The organism is Uruburuella testudinis (genome assembly GCF_022870865.1).
Lineage (GTDB): Bacteria > Pseudomonadota > Gammaproteobacteria > Burkholderiales > Neisseriaceae > Neisseria > Neisseria testudinis.
Genome location: NZ_CP091508.1, coordinates 2,316,150 through 2,336,116, shown reverse-complemented (window position 1 = coordinate 2,336,116; position 19,967 = coordinate 2,316,150). Strand labels below are relative to the sequence as shown.

Here is a 19,967-nt window from a genome sequence, read left to right as displayed (position 1 = left end):
CCGTCTGAAAATTTTCTTTCAGACGGCCTCAAGGTCAGTAAACTGCCGGTTTGTTACAAAGAGCGGGCAACTTCAACGATTTCGAAGAATTCCAATTGGTCGCCTTCGATAATTTCGTTGTAGTTTTTCAGCATCAGACCGCATTCGTAGCCCATGCGCACTTCTTTCACATCGTCTTTAAAGCGCTTCAGAGAAGACAACTCGCCGGTGTGGATAACCACATTGTTGCGAATCAGGCGCAGGTGGGCATCGCGTTTCACGATGCCGTCGGTTACCATGCAGCCGGCAATATTGCCCACTTTGGACACGCTGATAACCTGACGGATTTCGGCGGTGCCGATAATCTGTTCTTTTTCTTCCGGTGCCAGCATGCCGCTCATGGCCGCTTTTACATCATCGATGGCATCATAGATGATATTGTAGTAGCGGATTTCGACATCTTCGCTTTCGGCCAATTTGCGGGCAGAGCCATCGGCACGCACGTTAAAGCCGATGATGAAGGCGCCCGAAGCAATTGCCAGGTTGACATCCGATTCGGTAATGCCGCCTACGCCGCTGTGCAATACGCTGACTTTCACTTCATCGTTAGACAGTTTTTTCAGGCTGCCGGCCAATGCTTCGTAAGAGCCTTGTACGTCGGCTTTGATAATTACCGACAATGATTGTGCCTGGTTGTCGCCCATGTTGCTGAACATGTTCTCCAGCTTGGCCGCCTGCTGTTTGGCCAGGCGGACATCACGGTATTTGCCTTGGCGGAACAGAGCGATTTCGCGGGCTTTTTTCTCATCGGCCAACACCATGGCATCTTCACCGGCATTGGGTACATCAGACAAGCCGAGGATTTCTACCGGGATAGAGGGGCCGGCTTCGTCGATTGCTTTGCCGTTTTCATCGAGCATGGCGCGGATTTTACCGAATGTGGTGCCGGCAAGCAGCATGTCGCCTTTGCGCAGCGTGCCGCTTTGCACCAACAGGGTAGACACGGCGCCGCGGCCTTTGTCGAGGCGGGCTTCGACAATAATGCCTTTGGCCGGAGCGGTAACAGGCGCTTTGAGCTCCAATACTTCGGCTTCGAGCAGCACGGCTTCGAGCAGCGCATCGATGTTGAGGCCTTTTTTGGCAGAAACATCGATAAACTGCACATCACCGCCCCATTCGTCGGGCACAACTTCGTGCGCGGTCAGCTCTTGGCGGATGCGCTCGGGGTTGGCCGCTTCTTTGTCGATTTTATTAACAGCCACCACCATGGGCACGCCGGCAGCCTTGGCATGGGCAATCGCCTCGATGGTTTGCGGCATTACGCCGTCATCGGCAGCCACCACCAGAATCACGATATCTGTGGCTTTCGCACCGCGTGCCCGCATGGCGGTAAACGCTTCGTGGCCGGGGGTGTCGAGGAAGGTAATTACCCCGCGCGGGGTTTCCACATGATAGGCACCGATGTGCTGGGTAATGCCGCCGGCCTCGCCTTGCACCACTTTGGCACGACGGATGTAGTCGAGCAAAGAGGTTTTACCGTGATCGACGTGACCCATAACCGTTACCACTGGCGGGCGGGAAATCGATTCGTGTTCGCCGCTGCCGACGGTTTCGTCGCCGCTGAGGAACGCTTCAGGATCGTCGGCCTGTGCGGCTTTACCGATATGGCCCATTTCTTCGACCACAATCAGCGCAGTGTCTTGGTCGAGCGCTTGGTTGATGGTTACCATCATGCCCATTTTCATCAGCACTTTGATAACTTCAACGGCTTTTACAGCCATTTTATGTGCAAGCTCGGCCACGGTAATGGTTTCCGGTACCAAAACTTCGTGGATAACGGGTTCGGTCGGCGCTTGGAAGGCATGCTGGTTCGGCTCGAGTTTGAGCTGCTTTTTGCCTTTTTTACCACCGCGGCCGCGGTCATCATCACGACTGCCGCGTTCGCGGCCTTTGCCCTTGCCTTTGGCACCGCGGTTGCGGTTGTCGGCATCATCACGGCCGCTGCGTTCTTCTTTCTTGGCGCGGGCAGGTGCCGGCGCTGCGGCCGCAGAAGGTGTGGCAGCGGCTGCAACCAAAGGTTTTTGCTCGGTCGGTTTGGCTGAACGCTGCTCGGATGATTTGGCTTCTTTAGCCGCTTTGGCATCTTGTTGGGCTTGCAGTTTCACGGCTTCGCGACGTGCCTGGCGCTCTTGTTTTTCGCGCAACAAGGCTTCTTGATGGGCGCGTAAAGCAGCGGCACGGCGGGCTTCTTCATCGCGTGCCGCCTGCTCTTCTGCGCTCACAACCGGCTTGGGTGTGGCCGGTGCTGCGGTTTTGGGCGCCGGTTTTTCTTTGGCAGCCTGAGGTTTGGTGACTTTTGCGGCAGGTTTGACAGCTTCAGGAGCGGCAGCGGCAGGCTCGGCTTGAGCATTTTTCAGTTTGGCTGCTTCGGCTTCTGCTTTGGCTTTTTCAGCTGCGGCTTTTTCGGCGGCTTCGCGTTCGGCGGCGGCTTGTGCTTCCTCTTCTATCCGGCGGGCTTCGGCTTGTTCGGCTTCCAACTTGGCCTTGGCTTCTGCGGCCAGTGCTTCGGTAGAGGGGACAACCACTTTACGGCTGCGGCGGCGGGTTTCTACCTGCACACCGCCCACCGTGCTGACTTCGGCTTTTTTGCGGCCGATGCTGATGGTGCCGCCTTCGCTGCCGTGTGATTTTTGCAGATAGGCAAGCAGCAGTTTTTTATCGTCGGAGGTGATGCTGTCGCTGCCGGAACTTTTGTTTAAACCGGCGCTTTTCAGCTGTTTCAGCAAGTCGTCGACGGGTCGTTTCAGTTCGGCGGCAAATTGTTCTACTGTGGTATTACTCATTCATTACCCCCTTGGTTTTCTTCGGTGAACCAGTGTTCGCGGGCAGCCAGAATCACTTTTCTGGCTTCTTCGTCGCTTACACCGGTAATTTCAATCAACTCGTCTACGGCCAGCTCGGCCAAGTCATCGCGGGTGGTGATGCCGGCTTGCGCCAAATCACGCAGCATGTCTTGGTCGATGCCGTCGAGGTTGCGCATGTCGTCATCTACATCTTCCAATTTTTCTTCAGAGGCGATGGCGATGGTGAGAATGGCATCGCGGGCGCGGTTGCGCAGGGCTTCTACAATGGTTTCATCGAAACCGTCGATATCCAGCAGCTCGCTGGCGGGCACATAAGCAACTTCTTCCAGGGTGGCGAAGCCTTCCTGTACCAGAATGTCGGCAGTTTCGCCGTCAACATTCAAGTGTTCGACAAACAGATTGCGGATGGCGGCATCTTCGGCTTCATGGCGCTCTTCAGCTTCTTCCACAGTCATGATGTTAAGCTGCCAGCCGGTCAGGTCGGCGGCCAAGCGCACGTTTTGGCCGCCCCGGCCGATGGCCAATGCCAATTGGTCTTCGGCAACGATGACGTCAACAGCGTGTTTGTCTTCATCAATCAGAATACGGGTTACTTCGGCCGGCGACAGGGCGTTGATAACAAATTGGGCGGTTTCGGGCGACCATAACACCACATCGATACGCTCGCCGGAAAGCTCGTTGGTTACGGCGTTGACGCGCGAACCGCGCACACCGATGCAGGTGCCTTGCGGATCGATGCGGCTGTCGTTGGATTTTACGGCGATTTTGGCGCGTTGGCCGGGATCGCGCGCAGCTTCTTTGATTTCCAGCAAGCCGTCTTCGATTTCAGGCACTTCCATGGCGAAAAGCTTCACCAGAAAATCGCGCGAGGTACGGCTCAAAACCACTTGCTTGCGGCCGGTATTGCCGATTTCGTCAACACGCAGAAAGAGCGCACGCACGCGGTCGCCGTTGCGGAAGTTTTCACGCGGAATCATTTGGTCGCGCGGCAGCAGTGCATCGAGCTTGCCGATTTCAATGACGGTGCCGTGGCGTTCTACGCGTTTTACCGTGCCCATCACGATATCTTCTTTGCGCGACAGAAACTCTTCCAGAATCTGTTCGCGCTCGGCATCGCGGATGCGTTGCAGAATGATTTGCTTGGCGGTTTGGGCAGCCTGGCGGCCGAAGCCTTCGTTTTCCAGCTGCTCTTCATGATATTCGCCGATTTGAATGGTGGTGCCGGGAATTTCTTCTTGAATTTCCTCGATGGTTTTTTCAACATCGGGGTAGGTGTAGTCTTCGTCGGCCACAATCAGCCAGCGGCGGAAGGTGCGGTATTCGCCGCTGTCGCGGTCGATTTCTACGCGCACATCCATATGCTCGCGGTCGGCTTTTTTCTTGGCTGCGGTGCTTAATGCAAACTCAAGGGCATCGAAAACCACTTCGGTGTCTACGTTTTTTTCGCTGGCCAACGCTTCGGCCAGTTGTAACATTTCACGACTCATGGTCAGGATTCTCCGTTAATTTAATAATTTGTCGGTATTTTTTAGGTGTTTTTTTAAATAACTTGCTGTGCGCTTGCTGCCGTTATTTCGAAAAGCGCTTAAAATTTAAATTCGGGACGCAGGCGGGCTTTGTCGATATTGCCCAATTCTATTTCAGCGGTTTTGCCGTCGAAGCTGATGCGCACGATATCGTTTTCACAGCCTTCGATGCGGCCGATAAAGTTTTTTTGGCCCTCAACCGGCAGGCGGGTTTTGATTTTGGCCTGCTGGCCGGAAAAGCGCACGAAATCGGCGGCTTTTTTGAGGGGGCGGTCAAGGCCGGGGCTGGAAATTTCCAGGCGTTTGTAATCGATGTCTTCCACCATAAAAAGGCGGCTTAAATGGTTGCTGACGGTGGCACAGTCTTCCACGGTAATGCCGCCTGTTTTGTCGATGAATACGCGCAAATCGCCTTGGGCGGTCAGCTCGAAATCGACAAGCTCGTAACCGAGGCCGGGCAGGGTTTTGTCTAGAATGGTTTGAATATCCATTTTACTCCACGAAAACAAAAAAATGGCCCTGTGGCCATTTTTCTTTTTGGAAATTGAAAAATTTCTTAATTATAACCTGTTTATCCGTCAAAGAAAAGTATTTGCATCTATGGGTTGGGGCGGGCGGCGCAGCGGGTACTCGGGCCGCCTGAAAAATATCGGCTTGCGGGGGCGGTTATGGCGGGCTGTTGCGGTTTTGCCGGTGGGGCGGCTTTTCGGGCTTTTTTGAAATAATTGGTGATTTTTATTTGAAAAATTTAATATTTTAGGGAATAAGCATTTATTTTTCGATTTTTTAGAGTTGAATAATATAAAATCACTGGCAGGCATTTTGAGAGGCCGTCTGAAAAATATCGCTTGATGGCTTGCGGAAAGCGGTTGCGAGGTCTAGAATCATGCGTTAATTTATGTATATTTCTGCAAACCGGCGCGCCTGCGATGCATTGAGGACGGCACGGTTTTAACTGTTGATAAGGCACACCATCATGACCCCCACTCCTATTTATAATTTTTCAGCCGGCCCTGCCATTTTGCCCGAATCGGTATTGCGCACGGCGCAGAGCGAAATGTTTGATTACAACGGCACCGGCTTTTCGGTGATGACCATGAGCCACCGTTCGGATGTGTTTATGAGCATTCTGTATCATGCCGAGCAGGATCTGCGTCAGCTGATGGATATTCCCGATAATTACAAGGTGTTGTTTTTACAGGGTGGTGCCAGCTCGCAATTCAATATGGCGGTGATGAATCTGGCCAATGGTTTCAAGCGTGTGGATTCGGTGGTAACGGGCAACTGGAGCCGTATCGCCCACAGCCAGATGGGCAAATTGTCGGATGCGGAAATTCATTTGGCGGCGCATGGCGGCGAGCAATTCAATTACACCAATCTGCCGCCGGTGTCTGCTTGGGATATTGATAAAAGTTCGGCATTTGTGCATTTTGTGATTAATGAAACCGTGCACGGCCTGCAATACCGTGAAGTGCCGAAATTGGGCGATGATATGCCGCCGTTGGTGTGTGATATGTCGAGCGAGATTCTGTCGCGCAAGATTAATGTCAGCGATTTCGGCATGATTTATGCCGGTGCACAAAAAAACATTGGTCCTTCGGGCGCAACTATTGTGATTATCCGCGAAGATTTGCTGGAGCGCTGTTCTGACCGCGTTCCCGATGTGTGGAACTACAAATCACACATTAACAAACAGGGCATGTATAACACACCGGCCACTTATCCGATTTACATTTCCGGCTTGGTGTTCCGCTGGCTGCAATCGCAAGGCGGTGTGGAGCATATGGAAATTATCAATACGCTCAAGGCCAAAACGTTGTATGAGGCCATTGATAACAGCGGCGGTTTCTATATTAACCGGGTGCATCCGGGTGCGCGCTCTAAGATGAATGTGGTTTTCCACACCGGCAGCAAAGAGTTGGATGAATTGTTTGCACAAGAATCCACCACCCGCGGTTTGCAGCTTTTGCGCGGTTATAAATCCATGGGCGGTATGCGCGCCAGCATCTACAATGCGATGACCTTGCAAGGTGTGGAAGCATTGATTGACTTTATGCAGGAATTCCAGCGCCGCTACGGTTAATCGGGGTAGAAACAAACAGGCCGTCTGAAAACCTATATGGCTTTCAGACGGCCTGTTTGTTTAAATGCAATATCAAGGTGGAACAGCAGGCACATAAGGTATGGTGAAATGAATAAAAAGTGCTATGGCCGCGTTGCTGCGCCTTGTCGTGCTGATTGTACTGCCTGCGGCTTGCTGCCTGGTATCACTTCTTGCTTCATTCCATTATAGGTTGAGGCTGGCAGCTTGCTTTTTGAAATGGGTATTATTTTGAATGGTGTTTATGTTAAAAAAACAATCTGAACATTCAGGCAGCTGGGCTTTGTCGGCGTTGTTCTGTCAACCATGCCGGGTTTCGGCTGGTTTGATGCCGTGCAGGCCGTAAAGCAGCTGTTGCGGTGGGCTCTGCTCTGCCCGCGAAAAAAAATACCCGCAAACCGCCAGCCAAGCGGAATTTTGGGGCCGGACTTATGCTGCGTTTGTTGTCTCCGGCTGCAATACTTTTTTCAGCAACAAGCCGGATGTCTAACCGTTAAAAAGGCCGTCTGAAATTTCAGACGGCCTTGGTTGGCGGGCGGCTTTACGCTTTAAACCGCTTCGGCTTCCTCAGCCAGAAAACCGCGCAGTTTCTGCATGGCTTTGGCTTCAATTTGGCGGATGCGCTCGGCGGATACGCCGTATTCTGCGGCCAATTCATGCAGGGTCAGGCCGCCGTCGTCTTGCAGCCAGCGGGTTTCTACGATGCGGCGGCTGCGGTCGTCGAGTTTGGCCAGCGCGTTTTGCAGGCCTTCGGTTTGCAGGGCGTAATGCGCTTTTTGGGCGATTTGCTGGGTGGGCTCGGTGTTGTTGTCGGCCAGCCAGTCGATGGGGGCGAAGCTGTCTTCGTCATCGTTGCTGTCGGCCATAATGCCGATGTCGCGGCCGGTCATGCGTTGTTCCATTTCCATCACTTCGGAAAGTTTGACGCCCAAATCGTCGGCGATGTCTTGAGCTTCTTTTGGCGACAAGGCAGAAAGGCTTTTACGCATGCTGCGCAGGTTGAAGAAAAGTTTGCGCTGCGGTTTGGTGGTGGCCACGCGTACCAAGCGCCAGTTGCGCAAGATGAATTCGTGGATTTCGGCTTTAATCCAGTGCACGGCGAATGAAAACAGGCGGGCGCCGCGGGTGGGCTCGAAGCGTTTGACGGCTTTCATCAGGCCGATGTTGCCTTCCTGAATCAGGTCGGCTTGGTTGAGGCCGTAGCCGTCGTAGCCGCGGGCGATGGATACCACCACGCGCAGGTGGGAAAGAATCAGTTTTTTGGCGGCTTCGAGATCGCCGGTTTGTTGGCGCTCGGCCAGAGAAGTTTCTTCTTCCGGCGTGAGCATGGGAATGCTGTTTACGGTATGAATGTATTGCTCCAAGCTGCCGTGGCCGGTCGGTACGGGTAATGCAAAGGCTTGATTCATTGACATTGTTTGGCTTTCCTTTTTGTGGCGGGCGGCCGTTGCGAAACGGCGGCTCCGTAATATTGTCAGCACACAAGCGTGTAAGTTTAACACTTGCGGGTGCGTTTTGCTATTAGACTGAAGTTCCGTGTATGGGTTCAATACATAATAGGTTAAATTTTGTACATTTTTATAATTGATTTATTTTTAATATTTGAGTGGTTTGCTCGGAATAAGTTCGGCAATAAAAACATTATAGCGTTTTTTTGTTCAGATTTTATTTCAGACGGCCTTTGCTGTGTTTGAGGCCGTCTGAAAAGGTTAGCGCTTACGTTTGCCCCAGAGGTAAAGTGCGGCGGTGAGTGAGGCGAGTAAGATGATTAAAGGCCAGGAGCTGCCGAGCTTCATATAAGGTGTTTCGCCGCTGTAGCCTTCGATGCGGCCTTCGAGCACCATCGAAGTGTCGGGCGCGGCCTCGCTCACAATATAGCCCTGCGGGTTGATGATGGCGGTGGCGCCGGTGTTGGTGGCACGCACCATATAACGCCCCAATTCAAGTGCGCGGGCTTGTGATTGTTGCAGGTGTTGAAACATGGCGTTGGATGTGCCGTACCAAGCCATGTTGCTGGCGTTGGCCAGCAGGCTGGATTGTTTGGCTGAGGCGATGAGCTCGTCGCCGAAGCCGTCTTCATAACAGATATTGAAGGCGACTTTTTGATTGGCCATCTGAAACGGTGCCTGCCCTTTGCCGCCGCGTTTGAAATCGGCCAGCGGCATGTTCATCAATTGATAAAGCGGTTCGGTCAGCATGGGCAGTGGTTTGTATTCGCCGAAAGGCACCAAGTGATTTTTGGCATAATACGGTATGTGGCTGGCCTCCGGGTGGTAGTCGGCCAGGTTGATGACGGCGTTTTCATAGCCGCTGCCGTCGTCGGTAAATTGGGCAATGCCGATGGCCAAGGCACTGCCGTTGCGCCGGGCTTGGTCGGCAAACTGGTTGATGAGGCCTTCGGGCAGGCGTTGCCGCATCACGGGGATGGCGGTTTCGGGCAAAATCACGATGTCGGCATGGGTGGCGGCAACCTGATCGTAATAGTGCTGTATGGTGGGGGTGATTTGGTCTTCATTCCATTTCAGCGTTTGCTCGATATTGCCTTGTGCCAAGGCTACGCTGGCGCTGCTGCCGTCAGGTCGGGTGAATTCGGTGTGGCGGGCGGTGTAGCCGGCGAGCAGCAAGAGGATAGCGGCTGCGGCGATGCAGGCGCGCTGCCGCATTGAAATGGTGCGCTTGGCGGCCAAGGCCAGCCATGCGCCCAGGCAGGCTGTGGCCAGAGTAACCAGATGGATGCCGCCTAAGGGTGCCAGGCCGGCTAGCGGGCTGGCATCGGTGATTTGCGAGTAGCCCAGTGCGCCCCAGCCGAAACCGGTCAGCAGGCGTTCGCGGGCGAATTCGGTGAGCGTCCAGAGCAGCGGCAAGACAACGCCGATGTGCAGCACTCGGGGCAGGGTAAATTTTTCCCACAACCAAAAACAGGCGGCGGGGTAGAGAGCGAGAAAGGCCGGCAGCAGCAAGGTGAGCGGTATGGCATAAAGATTGGGCAAGCCCGATACATCGTGCAAGGCGGTGTGTATCCAGTAAAACTGCGCCGTATAGGCCACCAGCCCGAAAAGATAGGCGCTGCGCACCGCGTGCTCGGGACGCCGCTCGATCAGGCGGATAAGGGCGGCAAATAAAACCGGCATCAGCCAGAATTGGTAATAAGGGGCAAAGGTAAGCGGGGTGGCGGCGGCAATCAGCAGCAGTGGCCAATAAAGCAGGGGCTGTTGCCGGGCGGTGCCGGTTTTTTGCAAAGCGGTCATGGTGGGCAGTCGTTAACAATAAGGCCGTCTGAAATGTTTCAGACGGCCTTGATTATACCTGATACCCATTCGAAAAAATAACCCGGCTGTGTGTTTTTGCCTGGAACACCCTAACCGGATGTGCTGTTTTATGTGTTGCTTCCGGTTTGCCTGACGGCCGGCTTGTTTTTCGAAACGGATGTGGTTGATGCGGCGGTTAATGGGGTTCTTTTTTGCCCAAAAGCTTCATCAGCGGCAGCACCACGGCGCAGACCAGGGCGCCGGTAATCAGGCCGATAATCAGATTGGCCAGATTGCCGCTCAAGCCGCTGTCCCAATGGCGGGCGTGTAAAAAGTCGTGTACAAAGCCCATGTTGTGGGCAATGATGCCGCCGCCGACCAGAAACATCGCCAAGGTGCCGACGATGCTCAAAGCGCGCATAAACCACGGCATAAAGGCGATAATGCCTCTGCCCAGCGTCCGCGGCAGCGCGCTTTGTCTGTTCATCAGCCAAAAGCCGAGATCATCCATTTTGACGATGCCGCCGACCAAGCCGTAAACAACAAAAGTGATGCCGATGCCGATGCAGGCCAATACCAGTGATTTGGTGAGTATGCTGTAGGCGCTGACCACGCCCAGCGCGATAATGATGATTTCGGCCGACAATATGAAATCGGTGCGGATGGCACCTTTGATTTTGGTTTTTTCATCAACGATTTCATCGCTGGCTGCGTGCTGATCGTGCGCCACCTGGCGGTTTAAGAATTTATGCAGCAGTTTTTCCACGCCTTCGAAGCATAAAAATGCGCCGCCGATCATCAGCAGCGGTGTAATCAGCTGGGGCAAAAACACCGATAAAACCAGCGCCAACGGCACCAAAACGGCTTTGTTGACCAATGAGCCTTTGGCCACCGCCCACACAATCGGCAGCTCCCGGTCGGCTTGTACGCCGGTGACTTGGTTGGCATTGAGTGCCAAATCATCACCGACTACGCCGGCGGTTTTTTTGGCGGCCACTTTGGTCATCATCGCTACATCGTCCAAAACAGCGGTAATATCGTCGAGCAGGGTAAAAAGCGAGGCAAAAGCCATAAAATGTTCCTTCAATAATAAAGATGCCGGCTCGGGCTCCGGCATGATGCAGACGCGCATTATAACGGAAATCGCAAAACAGATAAATTTTCAAACGGCCTGATGATACAGACGTTTGCGGTTCTGCCTGCCATGCGGGTGAGAAGGCTTGAAAAAAGATGCAAACTGTGGGTGTTGCGCAAGGGCAACAGGTGGTTTTGTGTTAAAATGCGGCGAATTTGCTTAAATGTCTCAATAATTACATCAAGAAGGCAGTATGGACGGCATAAACAGTTTATTTTTATTGGGCGGCTTGTTGCTGTTTCTCAGCGTTATTTCCACCACACTATCCGCGCGGCTCGGTTTGCCGCTGTTGCTGATGTTTCTCGGCGTGGGCATGCTGGCGGGCGAAGAGGGCATCGGCGGTATTGAGTTCGACAATTTTTTTACCGCCACGGTGATCGGCCAGCTGGCGTTGGCGGTGATTCTGCTCGACGGCGGTCTGCGCACCCGTTTTGAAAGTTTCCGCATCGCCCTCAAGCCCGCTTCGGTGCTGGCCAGCTGGGGTGTGATTGCCACGGTGGCGTTATTGGGAATATTTGCCACTTTTTATATGGGGCTGGACTGGCGTTTCGGCGTGTTGATGGCGGCCATCGTCGGCTCAACCGATGCCGGTGCGGTGTTCAGCCTGTTGCGCAACAGCGGCGTGCGCCTCAACGAGCGGGTGCAGGCCACACTTGAGATCGAATCCGGTGCCAATGACCCGATGGCGATTTTTCTGGTTACCGCGCTGATTGCTTTGACCATGAACCCCGAAAAATCGGGAGTGGCGAGCTTTTTGTGGATGCTGGTGCAGCAGCTCGGCTTCGGCCTGGCGATGGGTTTTGTCGGCGGCAAAGTGTTGTCGCGGCTGATGCGCCGCCTCAATCTGGCTGAAGGCCTGTATGCGCTGATGATTGTTTCAGGCGGCCTGCTGATGTTTGCTTTTACCAATTTAATCGGCGGCAGCGGTTTTTTGGCGGTATACCTCACCGGCGTGTTTATCGGCAACCAGCACAGTCATGCCACCGAGCATGTGTTGCGGGTGATGGACGGGTTGGCGTGGCTGGCGCAAGCGAGCATGTTTGTGGTGTTGGGTCTGCTGGTTACGCCGACACGGCTGTGGGAACACGGTTTGGATGCTTTGGTGCTGGCCGCTTTTCTGATGCTGGTGGCGCGCCCGCTGGCGGTGGTCAGCAGCATTTGGAAGTTTCATTACAACAAGCGCGAGCTGGCCTATATCAGCTGGGTGGGTTTGCGCGGGGCGGTGCCGATTACGCTGGCGATGATGCCGCTGATGATGGGCGTGCCCAATGCGCGGCTGTTGTTTGATGTGGCTTTTGCGGTGGTGATTTTGTCGCTGCTGATTCAGGGTGCAACCATTCCGATGGTGGCGCATTGGCTGCGGGTGTCGGTGCCGCCCAAGCCCGAGCCGAAAGACAGCCGCGAAATCTGGCTGTCGGAAAGCGCTTCGGTGCCGCTGCTGGCTTATGAAGTGGTGGCTGATTCCGATGTGGAGGGCATGCACCCCGATGAAGTGGCGCATGATTTGGATTTGCTCGCCACACGCTGTTTTGCGCTTATCCGCAACCACAAGCGCGAGGAGTTGGGTTTGGATACGCGTTTGAAAGCGGGCGATGTGGCCTGGTATATCGTGCCGGAACATCAGGTGGAAACTTTGGCCAAGCGCTTTGCCGAAACCGGCAGCAGCATGAGCCTGAGCCAAAGTTTTTTCGGCGAATTTGTGGTCAACCCTTCCAGCTTAGCCGGCGATTTGGCCATGGCTTACGGCTTGCAGCTTGATGAGGCGGAAAGCAATCTGACCTTGCGCCAATTGTTTAAAAAGCGCTTTGAAGGTGTGCCGGTGGAGGGCGACCGCATTCATATCGGCGGCTTTGTGCTTACGGTTAAGGAAACCGACAAAGACGGCTCGATGAAATGGTTGGGCTTGAAAGTGCCGAGTTAAAGGGCTTGGGCAAAACCATGGCGCTCTGCATAAAGCGTTATGTGAGGCCGTCTGAACATATTTCAGACGGCCTCAGTGTTTTTTCGGATAGGATTGCTTTCCGATATGAATATGCCTCTGGAAGCAGGTGATGCCGTCTGAAAGCATTTTCTTTCAGACGGCCTTTGCACGTGCAGGGTTTCTGTGGGTAGAACCTATACAACATAGCAACGGTCGGCTGCTTGAATCTGATATTTTCAGACGGCTGAAATCCTTTAGAATCAAAAGAATATAGAATCATTTGTCGGGTGCAAGTATCCGACTACGCTTGCTTGAAATGCAAATCTAGGGTGTCCTGACCATTCAGAATAATTCAGATTTTTTGTGATAAAAAGAGAATGATATATGACACATCAGAATACCCTAGGGTTTCTTTTGGGCGAGTATTACTCGGGCGGATTGTCGGGTTCGGTTTGGCGCTTGTGCCAATTTTCTTTGGCATGCACGCTGAATTCAGCCAGCGAAATATTCATGGCTTCGAGGCAGGGGTGCATAATCTGCTCCACCGAATCATTGACATGGTCTTGGTTGTAGCGGGTGGGGCGGTAAACAAAAATTTTGAACAAATCGGCGATTTCGATGTTTTCCGCATGGGTTTTCAACACCCAGCCCTGCTTGCCCTGATACACATAGCCGTGCCGCGCCAGCTTTTCCAGCAGCTCGCCCAATTCATCGTAGCCCATATTGATGTGGCCGCGGAAATCCTGCACTTTCATGGCGGTGCCGTTTTGTTGGGCATCATCGAGCAGCAGCAGGATTTTCAACACATCGTCGAAACGACCGCGGGCATCAAAGCTGCGGCGGAAGGCTTCGCCGTGCCAGTAGGAAAGAGCGGCGGTAAACACCGCGCCGGTGAGCACCAGCATCCACAAAAGATTCAGCCACAGCAAGAAAAACGGAATGGCGGCAAATGCGCCGTAAATCAGCGTGTAGCCGTTAAACGTGCTCACATACCAGGCAAAACCGTGGCGGGCGATTTCGAGCAGCACGGCGGTAACCGATGCGCCGAAAAGCGCATGCTTGGCGGGTACGAAGCGGTTGGGCACCAAGCGGTAGAGCATCCACAGCAAAATGGTGCTGAAAATAATCGATGTAACGATTTGGGTAACCTGCGCCAACACCGGAAAATATTCGTTAAACTGGCTGTATTTGAGCAGCAGCGCCCACGAAGAAGCGCTCACGCCGATGGCAATCGGGCCGAACGTCAGCAGCGCCCAATACACCAAAAACTGCGTCCACAGCGGCCGCTCGGTTTTCACATGCCAAATCAGGTTGAAGGTTTGGTCGATGGTGCGGATCAGCATCAGCGAGGTAACCAGCAGCATCAGCGCACCGATGGCGGTCAGATTGCTGGCTTTGCCTTTAAATTCCTCCATATAGCTGAAAATGGTGCCGGCGCCCTGCGGCACGATGGTTTGATTGATAAAGTGGACGAAAGAAGCTGAAAAATCGTCAAACACCGGAAAGGCCGAAACCAGCACCACCGTCACCGTAAACACCGGCACCAGCGCCAGCAGCGTGGTAAACGTCAGGCTGGCCGACACCTGCGGCACACGCACTTCGTTAAAGCGTTTGAATAAAAACAGGGCAAATCCGGCGGCACGTGATTCACGTGCATCTTGCCACCAGCTCAGATTCGGCATAATCTTCCTTTGTTTGAACCATGCCAACATTGTAACGGAAACCCAGCAATGAGCCAAAATTCCCTGAATATTCTTGTTTTATACTATTCCCAACACGGCGGCACGCTGAATATTGCCCGCCAAATCGCCCGCGGTATCGACAGCGTGAACGGCTGTGAAGCGGTATTGCGCACGGTGCCGAAAGTATCGGCCGTGTGCGAGGCGGTCGAGCATGACATTCCTGCCGAAGGCGCACCGTATGCCCGTGCCGAAGATTTGCAACGTTGTGCCGGGTTGGCGCTGGGCAGCCCGACGCGTTTTGGCAATATGGCGGCGGCGGTGAAATATTTTCTCGACGGCACCATCGCCCAATGGCTGTCGGGCGAATTAATCGGCAAGCCCGCCTGTGTATTTACCAGCACCGCCAGCCTGCACGGCGGCCAAGAATCAACACTTTTGAGCATGATGCTGCCGCTGTTGCACCACGGCATGGTCATCAGCGGCGTGCCGTTTAGCGAAGCCGCGCTGAGCCATACTCAAAGCGGCGGCACACCTTATGGTGCCTCGCATGTGTCCGGCAGCGAGAGTCGGCCCGAATTGAGCCGCGACGAGCAGCAAATCGCGTTTGCGCAAGGCCGCCGTTTGGCCGAATTGGCGTTGAAGCTGGCTTGATGTTGATGTTTTCAGACGGCCTTTGAATACTATATTTATAGATTTATAGAGGCCGTCTGAAAACATGATGGGTTGATAATGATAAAGTTGATAATGGTAAAAAGGATTCGACTATGGCTGTTTTATCCGGCAAGTCTGTGTTGGAAACTGCGCTGGCTCACCGCTCCATCCGCAAATTTACCGGCGCGCCGATTGCGCCCGAGCAATTAGATGCGGTGCTGGAAGCGGGCAGGGCGGCTTCGTCTTCCAGCTTTTTGCAAACCGTGCATATTATCCGGGTAAGCGACGAGGGTCTGCGTAAAGGCTTGCGCGAAGTCGGCGCTGATCAGCACTATATCGAAACCTGCGCCGAATTTTTGGTGTTTTGCATGGATTTTGCCAAACACAAACAAATCGCGCCCGATGCGCAAACCGATTGGACGGAAGTGACCTTAATCGGCGCCATCGATGCGGGCATTATGGCGCAAAACATCATGCTGGCCGCCGAATCGCTGGATTTGGGCGCGGTGTATATCGGCAGCTTGCGCAATGATGTCCGCCGCGTGGCCGAATTGCTTGATTTGCCCGAATATGTGATGCCGCTGTTTGGTATGTGTCTCGGTCATCCCGATCAAGACCCGCTCTACCGTCCGCGCCTGCCGCTGGAATGCATGGTGTCTGAAAACCAATATCAGGCGCTCAATATCGAGCGTTTTATCGAATACAACGCGGTTATCAAAGATTATTACCAGCGCCGCAGCAATCTCGATTTGGATTGGGAAGCGCAAATCCGCGCCACATTATGCCGCGAAGTGCGCCCCGATATTTTGCCGTTTTTGCAAAAACAGGGTTTCGCAAAAAAATAAACCTGCGATACCCCTGCAAAGGCCGTCTGAAAAAGCTGAAAAGCCTTTTCAGACGGCCTTTACACGCTTTTTCACGGCCGGAAAAAATATCGGCGGCGGGAATATGTTATTTTTAAAATGCTTCGGATAAGCCTGATTGATCGGGTGTCTGTTGTGCGGCAAGCGTTTTAGACAAGCCGTATGCGGGCAGTTGGAAGCAATCATAACAACAGTAACGGTGGGAGTGTGCAGAATGATGGCGCTGCGGTTTGGCGGCATACGGCCGATGGATGCCGAAATGATAGGCAATAATCGATATATAATAAAATTAAATCGTATGTATAGTTTTAATAGTTTAAATTGTTCTGTATAGTCAATCCCGTACCCAATCAAAACCCAATAAAGGAGCAATACCATGAGCCAAGACAAAAAATGCCCGGTCAGCCATCTGACCACCAACTTCGGCGCCCCTGTGGTCGATAACCAAAACAGCCTCACTGCCGGTGCACGCGGCCCCTTGCTGGCACAGGATTTGTGGTTGAATGAAAAGCTGGCCAATTTTGTGCGCGAAGTGATTCCCGAGCGCCGCATGCATGCCAAAGGCAGCGGTGCATTCGGCACCTTCACCGTCACCCACGACATCACACAATACACCCGCGCCAAAATTTTCAGCCAAATCGGCAAAAAAACCGAAATGTTTGCCCGTTTCACCACCGTGGCCGGCGAGCGCGGTGCGGCCGATGCCGAGCGCGATATCCGCGGTTTTGCGCTGAAGTTTTACACCGAAGAGGGCAACTGGGATATGGTCGGCAACAACACACCGGTGTTCTTTTTGCGTGATCCGCGCAAGTTTCCCGATTTGAATAAGGCAGTCAAACGCGACCCGCGCACCAATATGCGCAGCGCCACCAACAACTGGGATTTTTGGACGCTGCTGCCGGAAGCCTTTCATCAAGTCACCATCGTGATGAGCGACCGCGGTATTCCGAAAAGCTTCCGCCATATGCACGGCTTCGGTTCGCATACCTACAGTTTTATCAATGATCAGAACGAGCGTTTTTGGGTGAAATTCCACTTCCGCACGCAGCAAGGCATTGAAAATATTACCGATGCCGAAGCAGCTGAAGTGGTGGGGCAAGACCGCGAAAGCAACCAGCGCGATTTGTATGAGGCGATCGAGCGTGGCGAATTTCCGAAATGGAAAATGTATGTGCAGATTATGCCCGAAACCGATGCTGAAAAAGTGCCTTATCATCCGTTTGACCTCACCAAAGTGTGGCCCAAAGGCGATTATCCGCTGATTGAAGTGGGCGAGTTCGAGCTCAACCGCAATCCGGAAAACTTCTTCCTCGATGTCGAGCAAGCCGCTTTTGCGCCGAGCAATGTGGTGCCCGGCATCAGCGTGTCGCCCGATAAAATGTTGCAGGCACGCCTGTTTAACTATGCCGATGCGCAGCGTTACCGCTTGGGGGTGAACCATCATCAGATTCCGGTTAATGCCGCCCGCTGCCCGGTGCACAGCAATCATCGTGACGGCCAGGGCCGTGTCGACGGCAACTATGGCAGCGCGCCGCATTACGAGCCCAACAGTTTCGGCCAATGGCAGGAGCAGGCGCAATATGCCGAGCCGCCGTTGAAAATCAACGGTGATGCCGCACATTGGAATTTCCGTGAAGACGACGATGATTATTTCAGCCAGCCGCGCGCTTTGTTTAACCTGATGAAGCCCGAGCAGCAGCAGGCCTTGTTTGACAACACCGCCGCTGCCATGGGCGATGCGCCGGACTTTATCAAATACCGTCATATCCGCAACTGCAATGCCTGCCATCCGGCTTACGGCGAAGGCGTGGCCAAAGCCTTGGGCTTGAGCGTGGCCGATGCACTGGCCGCCCGCGAAAGCGATCCGGCGCTGGGTCAGCCCGGTTTGCTGTAATGCCCGTTAAGGCGTATTCGGCCGTTTGATAACCATTCATGAAAGGAAGCAAAATGACTATGTGGGGCGATATCGGCGAATGGCTGATCAGCCATATCTGCGACCGTCGGCCTGAATGGGGCGGCCGTCCGGCGGAATAGTGCATTATTTATTTAAGCCGATCAAGGCCGTCTGAAACATAATTTCAGGCGGCCTTTTAAAGGTTTTACAATTAGAATGTTATATAGTATCATTTAACATTATTTTATTTTTCAGACGGCCTTAATGAGCTCTCAGGACACCCTAGGGTATCTTAGAACATGCCGTCTGAAACCTTTTCAAGCCATGAATTCGATTTTATTAACCGGTTTGCCCCAACGTCTGCTGATTGCGCTGATGGCGCTGGCGTTGCTGTGGGGCGTTTATTTTTGGGCGGCGGGCTGATATGGGTATTGTGATCGACAACCTGACCGTCAGCTATCAGCGCCGCCCCGCCGTCCACCATTTGAATATGGATTTCGGCGATGGCGAAATGTGGGCGATTTTCGGCCCCAACGGTGCCGGCAAGTCAACGCTGCTCAAAGCAATGATGGGCTTGCTGCAAGCCGATACCGGGCAGGTGTTGTGGCAGGGTTTGCAGCGGCGCGACATCGCTTATCTGCCCCAGCAGAGCGATATCGACCGCAGCCAGCCGATGACGGTGTTTGAGCTGGCGGCGATGGGATTGTGGTATGAAATCGGCTTTTTCGGGCGTGTGAATGCCCGTCAGCGCGAACGTGTGCAGCGGGCGCTGGCGCGGGTGGATATGGGCGATTTTGCCGAGCGCCAGATTGCCCATCTTTCCAACGGCCAGTTTCAACGGGTGTTGTTTGCCCGCATGCTGGCGCAAGATGCCCGGGTGTTGCTGCTGGATGAGCCGTTTAATGCCGTTGATGCCCAAACCACGTATGCGCTGCTCGAAGTGTTGCGCCGCTGCAATCAGGAAGGGCAGGCGGTGATTGCGGTGTTGCACGATTATGAACAGGTGCGGGCGTATTTCCCCAATACCGTGCTGGTGGCGCGCGAAAAAATTGCCGCCGGCACCACTGAGATGGTGTTGGTGGATGATTTGCTCGCCCGCGCCAACCATGCGATGCAGCAGCACGAGCGCAGTGATTGGTGTGCTGCCTGAATTTTATTGAGGCCGTCTGAAAAAAACAGCGCGGCCGTGTTTGCCTGAATGATGAATCCATACGAATTAATAATCGCCCCGTTTGCCGAGTTTGACTTTATGCGCTATGCGCTGGCATCGGTGGTGTTTTTGGCTTTGAGCGCCGCGCCGGTGGGCGTGTTTCTGGTGATGCGCCGCATGAGCCTGGTGGGCGATGCGCTCAGCCATGCGGTGTTGCCGGGGGCGGCCATCGGCTATATGTTTGCCGGCTTGAGCCTGCCGGCCATGAGTTTGGGCGGTTTTGCCGCCGGCATGCTGATGGCGCTGCTGGCCGGTTTGGCCAGCCGCTTTACCGGTTTGAAAGAAGATGCCAATTTTGCCGCTTTTTATCTGAGCAGCCTGGCAGTCGGCGTGGTGTTGGTCAGCAAAAGCGGCAACAGTGTCGATTTGCTGCATTTGCTGTTCGGCTCGGTGTTGGCGGTGGATTTGCCGGCCTTGCAATTGGTGGCGGGCGTGGCCAGTGTAACCATTGTGGCTCTGGCGGTGATTTTCCGGCCGCTGGTGCTGGAAAGCATCGATCCGCTGTTTTTGCAGGCAGTGGGCGGTAAAGGCGGTTTTTGGCATATTTTGTTTTTGGTGCTGGTGGTGATGAATCTGGTGGCCGGCTTTCAGGCCTTGGGCACATTGATGTCGGTGGGGTTGATGATGCTGCCGGCCATTTCCGCCCGCTTGTGGGCGAAAAGCATGGGCGCGTTGATGTTGATGGCGGTGGCGGTGGCGCTGGTGTGCGGCTTCGGCGGCCTGCTGTTTTCATATTATGTAGAAATTCCGTCGGGCCCCGCGATTATTTTGTGGTGCGGTGTATTTTATCTGTTGTCGGTGTTTTTTGGCTGGGAAGGCGGTGTGCTGCCTAAGTGGCTGCGCAGGCGCAAACACCACGCCGTATAGTTTTCAGACGGCCTGTTAGGGTATCC

The 19,967-nt window shown here is 53.9% G+C and carries 16 protein-coding genes; 9 read left to right on the top strand and 7 right to left on the bottom strand.

Going from position 1 to position 19,967, the window contains the following annotated elements; translation table 11 throughout:
* Positions 1 to 53 precede the first annotated feature (53 nt).
* The 3 genes from infB to rimP all read right to left on the bottom strand — a co-directional run bounded on the left by infB (position 54) and on the right by rimP (position 4,860).
* A complete protein-coding gene (gene infB / locus LVJ83_RS10725) occupies positions 54 to 2,822 on the bottom strand; it encodes a translation initiation factor IF-2 (protein WP_244784542.1) in 2,769 nt (922 codons plus the stop codon).
* Positions 2,819 to 4,330 carry a transcription termination factor NusA gene (gene nusA / locus LVJ83_RS10720; protein WP_244784540.1) on the bottom strand — a complete coding sequence of 504 codons (1,512 nt, stop codon included), beginning with the start codon at positions 4,328 to 4,330 and terminating at the stop codon, positions 2,819 to 2,821. Before nusA ends, infB begins: the two co-directional genes overlap by 4 nt.
* 98 nt (positions 4,331 to 4,428) lie before the next feature.
* Entirely contained in the window at positions 4,429 to 4,860 is a 432-nt protein-coding gene (rimP, locus tag LVJ83_RS10715) for a ribosome maturation factor RimP (RefSeq protein ID WP_244784538.1), read from the bottom strand.
* A gap of 22 nt (positions 4,861 to 4,882) precedes the next feature.
* Between rimP and LVJ83_RS10710 the strand changes: the two genes are divergently transcribed.
* Both LVJ83_RS10710 and serC read left to right on the top strand, forming a co-directional pair.
* Positions 4,883 to 5,089 carry a hypothetical protein gene (locus tag LVJ83_RS10710; RefSeq protein ID WP_244784536.1) on the top strand — a complete coding sequence of 69 codons (207 nt, stop codon included), beginning with the start codon at positions 4,883 to 4,885 and terminating at the stop codon, positions 5,087 to 5,089.
* 256 nt (positions 5,090 to 5,345) lie between these two features.
* Positions 5,346 to 6,452: a phosphoserine transaminase gene (serC, locus tag LVJ83_RS10705; protein WP_244784535.1), complete on the top strand. Its 1,107-nt coding sequence runs from the start codon at positions 5,346 to 5,348 to the stop codon at positions 6,450 to 6,452.
* Positions 6,453 to 7,018: 566 nt separating this feature from the next.
* Here the strand turns inward: serC and rpoH are convergent.
* The 3 genes from rpoH to LVJ83_RS10690 all read right to left on the bottom strand — a co-directional run bounded on the left by rpoH (position 7,019) and on the right by LVJ83_RS10690 (position 10,790).
* The gene (gene rpoH, locus LVJ83_RS10700; RefSeq protein WP_244787751.1) at positions 7,019 to 7,879 is read right to left on the bottom strand and encodes an RNA polymerase sigma factor RpoH; all 861 of its coding nucleotides are present in this window, start codon (positions 7,877 to 7,879) and stop codon (positions 7,019 to 7,021) included.
* A 300-nt stretch (positions 7,880 to 8,179) separates the two neighbouring features.
* Complete coding sequence (gene lnt, locus LVJ83_RS10695) at positions 8,180 to 9,718, bottom strand: apolipoprotein N-acyltransferase (RefSeq protein ID WP_244784533.1); 1,539 nt, start codon at positions 9,716 to 9,718, stop codon at positions 8,180 to 8,182.
* Positions 9,719 to 9,914: 196 nt separating this feature from the next.
* Entirely contained in the window at positions 9,915 to 10,790 is an 876-nt protein-coding gene (locus LVJ83_RS10690; protein WP_244784532.1) for a DUF808 domain-containing protein, read from the bottom strand.
* A 256-nt stretch (positions 10,791 to 11,046) separates the two neighbouring features.
* Between LVJ83_RS10690 and LVJ83_RS10685 the strand changes: the two genes are divergently transcribed.
* A complete protein-coding gene (locus LVJ83_RS10685; protein WP_244784530.1) occupies positions 11,047 to 12,774 on the top strand; it encodes a potassium/proton antiporter in 1,728 nt (575 codons plus the stop codon).
* A 425-nt stretch (positions 12,775 to 13,199) separates the two neighbouring features.
* On the opposite strand, the gene LVJ83_RS10680 is transcribed toward LVJ83_RS10685, so the two are convergent.
* Positions 13,200 to 14,456 (bottom strand): YihY family inner membrane protein, encoded by a 1,257-nt coding sequence (locus LVJ83_RS10680; RefSeq protein ID WP_244784529.1) that lies wholly within the window; start codon positions 14,454 to 14,456, stop codon positions 13,200 to 13,202.
* A gap of 48 nt (positions 14,457 to 14,504) precedes the next feature.
* Between LVJ83_RS10680 and wrbA the strand changes: the two genes are divergently transcribed.
* From wrbA to LVJ83_RS10650, 6 genes are all read left to right on the top strand, one after another.
* Positions 14,505 to 15,107: an NAD(P)H:quinone oxidoreductase gene (gene wrbA, locus LVJ83_RS10675; RefSeq protein WP_244784527.1), complete on the top strand. Its 603-nt coding sequence runs from the start codon at positions 14,505 to 14,507 to the stop codon at positions 15,105 to 15,107.
* Positions 15,108 to 15,220: 113 nt separating this feature from the next.
* Positions 15,221 to 15,952: an oxygen-insensitive NADPH nitroreductase gene (gene nfsA / locus LVJ83_RS10670; protein ID WP_244784525.1), complete on the top strand. Its 732-nt coding sequence runs from the start codon at positions 15,221 to 15,223 to the stop codon at positions 15,950 to 15,952.
* A 394-nt stretch (positions 15,953 to 16,346) separates the two neighbouring features.
* Complete coding sequence (locus LVJ83_RS10665; protein WP_244784524.1) at positions 16,347 to 17,864, top strand: catalase; 1,518 nt, start codon at positions 16,347 to 16,349, stop codon at positions 17,862 to 17,864.
* A gap of 264 nt (positions 17,865 to 18,128) precedes the next feature.
* The gene (locus tag LVJ83_RS10660; RefSeq protein ID WP_244784522.1) at positions 18,129 to 18,287 is read left to right on the top strand and encodes a hypothetical protein; all 159 of its coding nucleotides are present in this window, start codon (positions 18,129 to 18,131) and stop codon (positions 18,285 to 18,287) included.
* 1 nt (position 18,288) lies between these two features.
* Positions 18,289 to 19,014 (top strand): metal ABC transporter ATP-binding protein, encoded by a 726-nt coding sequence (locus LVJ83_RS10655; RefSeq protein ID WP_244784520.1) that lies wholly within the window; start codon positions 18,289 to 18,291, stop codon positions 19,012 to 19,014.
* 51 nt (positions 19,015 to 19,065) lie between these two features.
* A complete protein-coding gene (locus tag LVJ83_RS10650) occupies positions 19,066 to 19,941 on the top strand; it encodes a metal ABC transporter permease (RefSeq protein WP_244787749.1) in 876 nt (291 codons plus the stop codon).
* The last annotated feature ends 26 nt before the right edge of the window (positions 19,942 to 19,967 follow it).